This window comes from Streptomyces sp. NPDC006544 (assembly GCF_040611715.1).
Classification (GTDB): Bacteria; Actinomycetota; Actinomycetes; order Streptomycetales; family Streptomycetaceae; genus Streptomyces.
In genome coordinates this window covers 1-2,627 of record NZ_JBEXOV010000203.1, presented here as the reverse complement: position 1 = coordinate 2,627, position 2,627 = coordinate 1, and the positions used below count along the sequence as shown (strand labels likewise).

4 protein-coding genes are annotated in these 2,627 nt (G+C 72.3%); all 4 read right to left on the bottom strand.

The window, feature by feature from the left end; translation table 11 throughout:
* Window positions 1–119: 119 nt before the first annotated feature.
* The 4 genes from ABZY44_RS37500 to ABZY44_RS37485 all read right to left on the bottom strand — a co-directional run bounded on the left by ABZY44_RS37500 (window position 120) and on the right by ABZY44_RS37485 (window position 2,366).
* Window positions 120–275 (bottom strand): DUF6131 family protein, encoded by a 156-nt coding sequence (locus tag ABZY44_RS37500; protein WP_356662007.1) that lies wholly within the window; start codon window positions 273–275, stop codon window positions 120–122.
* Window positions 276–392: 117 nt separating this feature from the next.
* A complete protein-coding gene (locus ABZY44_RS37495; RefSeq protein WP_356662005.1) occupies window positions 393–1,439 on the bottom strand; it encodes an iron-containing redox enzyme family protein in 1,047 nt (348 codons plus the stop codon).
* Complete coding sequence (locus ABZY44_RS37490) at window positions 1,436–1,696, bottom strand: CDGSH iron-sulfur domain-containing protein (protein WP_356662003.1); 261 nt, start codon at window positions 1,694–1,696, stop codon at window positions 1,436–1,438. Before ABZY44_RS37490 ends, ABZY44_RS37495 begins: the two co-directional genes overlap by 4 nt.
* Window positions 1,680–2,366, bottom strand: a complete 687-nt coding sequence (locus ABZY44_RS37485; RefSeq protein WP_356662001.1) for a HemK2/MTQ2 family protein methyltransferase — start codon at window positions 2,364–2,366, stop codon at window positions 1,680–1,682. Before ABZY44_RS37485 ends, ABZY44_RS37490 begins: the two co-directional genes overlap by 17 nt.
* Window positions 2,367–2,627: the final 261 nt, after the last annotated feature.

Sequence of the window (2,627 nt, the reverse complement as noted above, 5' to 3'; positions counted from 1 at the left end):
GCCGAAGGTGGTGACGTCGGTGGTCTCCTCCTCCTCGCTCTTGGTCCACGTGTTGATCGCGCCGATCGCGATGTCCACCCAGGTGCCGGCCGCGTACCCGTTCGTCGCGGCCCCCGCGCTTACCAATAGTGGCGTCGGCCGCCGACCGCGTGCCCGACCGAGCCCATGATCCACAGCACCGCGCCCACCACGAGCAGGATGATCCCGATGGTCCACAGGATGGAGATTCCGGTCAGAAAGCCGATGAGCAGAAGAATGAGCCCGGCGAAGAGCATGATGTCCTCGTTCTCGTGTAGGGAAGGCGGCGGCCCGGTGGGATCCGCCGTGGTGCTTGGATCGCGTCTACCCTCTGACGCCGTCTTTATCTGGGGCGGCGTTCCGATCCTGCGCGGCTACCGCCACGCCGGCGAACAGGGCGGGCGGAGCGCACTGCGCCCCTGGTCCCAGGCCGCGCGGAGGTGGGCCGCGAGACGGTCCTCCAGCAGGACGGTCGCCGCGCAACCGAACGCGATGTCCGCCTCGAGGGCGGGCTCGTCGGCCAGGAGGCCGCCGATGACCTCGTGGCGGACGACCTGTTCGTGGACGGCGTCCGCCTCCACGTGCTCGGTGTAGAAGAGTTGGGCGGCGGGCCCCGCGCCGCAGCGCCGCAGCGCCTTGGCAAGGCGCCTGGACCCGGGCGACGAGGTGACCTCGACGCACGCGAAATGGCCGACGAGAGCGCCGCGCAGGGCCCGGTGGAGCCCGAAGAGGGACATGAGGTTCACGGTCGCGAGGAGGGGCGCCGGCGCACGGTCCAGGTAGCGGCCGTACGCGGGGTCCAGCTCCAGGTCGGCCATGAGGTCCGCGAAGAGCCGTGCGTGGATGCGGTCGGCGCGGCCGGCGCCGAACTCGTCGTACTCGATGGCGACCATCGCGGCCTTGGCCCGTCCGCTGAGCCGGGGGATGACCCAGGCGTGCGGGTCCGCCTCCTTGAGGTGGTAGAGCGAACGCAGGGCCGCGTACTCGCGCAACTGCCACAGTTCGCCCTCGGTTTCGAGGTGGTGGCTGAGGCTGCCGGAGAGGTCCACGGGCTCGACGAGGAGCGGCGCGAAGGCCTCCTCGACCGATCGGGGGGCGTCGGCCAGTTCGGTGCGCAGGGCGTGGAGGAAACGGGTTTCCATGGCCTGGCGCAGTCGCAGCAGCTCCGGGTCCCATTCCCGTTCGTCGTCCACGCCGTCGAAGCCCCGGTAGTGCAGCTCGTACAGCAGGTACAGGGCGAGCTGGAGGTCCTCCCCCCACGGGTCCGCCTTCAGTACGGACCCCGCGGCGTACACCGGCGAACTGCCGGACCGCAGGGACCGTGTCACGGCGTGTGACAGTTCGCCCCGGCCTTCGACCAGGCAGGGCCCGGCGGCCGGCGCGACCGTACCCGGGCTCGGGCTCGGACGGGGAGGGGTCATCGCTGGTTCCTGTCCTCGGGTGGCTGTTCGGCGCGCTCGCGGCGGCGGTGGCTGGTGTCGCACCAGGGGTACGTACGGCTGCGGCGGCAGGTGCACACCGCGACCATGAAGCGGTCGGACCGGGCGAGCGTCCCGTCGTCCAGGACGATCTCCACCGGTCCTTCGACCAGCACCGGTCCTCGCGGTTCCACGGACACCCGGCGGGCGCCCGCCCGCGCGGAGGCCGGGTCGGGGGCACTGTCAGAGGGCCTGGGCACGGACGATCACCAACTCTTCCCACTCCTCGGCCTCGGCCGCCAGGCCCTGCCGCTCCAGCCAGGCCCGCCGTGAGCGCAGGACCGGGCCCCACGGCACGGAGGTCCGCGCCGTGATCCCGGCGGCCAGTCCCGCGCCTGTCAGCCGTTCTACGGTCTTCTCGGGCCCGCACATCGCCGAATGCACCATGAGCAGGACTCCGCCGGACCGCAGCAGGGGCCGGGCGCTCGCGCAGATCCGGTCGATGACACGGCGCCCGTCGAGGCCCGCGTCCCAGGCCCGCTCCGGCCCGCGCGAGGGCAGCCGGTCGGCGGCGGCCGGGACGTACGGCGGGTTGGCGACGACCAGGTCGAAACGGCGCCCGGCGGTACGTGCCGCGTAGTCGCCGTGCAGGACCCGCAGGGGCAGGCGCCGGCGCAGGGCGTTCAGTCGCGCCGTGGTGACGGCGGGCCACGAGACGTCGACCGCCGTGACCCGGGCACCCCTGCTCGCGGCGTGCAGGGCCAGTGCGCCGGTGCCCGTACCGATCTCCAGCGCGTCCGTCCCGGCGCCGATGTCCTCGCGGGCCAGCGCCTCGGCCAGGAAGCGGGTATCGGCCTGCGGCTGATAGACACCTGGGAGGGCGATCAGTCCGCCGGGCAGCGTATCCGAGGTCAGAACCGTTGGGGACACCTCATACCTCCGCGATCGAATGCGGCCCCGGCCCTTCGAGGCGGGCCGCGACCATGCACGACACCGTGCGGCTGCCCCGCCACATGCGCCCCATACGGAATTGCTTCGATCTTCAGAGGAACAGACGGAAACCGTGTGCGGCGATGTGGGACACATGGCCGTGGGAAGGGGCCCGGACCGCCTGTGGCCCGGTGCCCCCCGCTCCTCATCGGCCGTTTCGCCGCGAGGGCCGTCAGTCGGTAGCGCTGACGGCCTCGTCCA

Excerpts from the sequence above, each read along its gene's own strand:
- ABZY44_RS37500 (WP_356662007.1), bottom strand. The coding sequence starts at position 275 with ATGCTCTTCGCCGGGCTCATTCTTCTGCTCATCGGCTTTCTGACCGGA.
- ABZY44_RS37495 (WP_356662005.1), bottom strand. The coding sequence starts at position 1,439 with ATGACCCCTCCCCGTCCGAGCCCGAGCCCGGGTACGGTCGCGCCGGCC.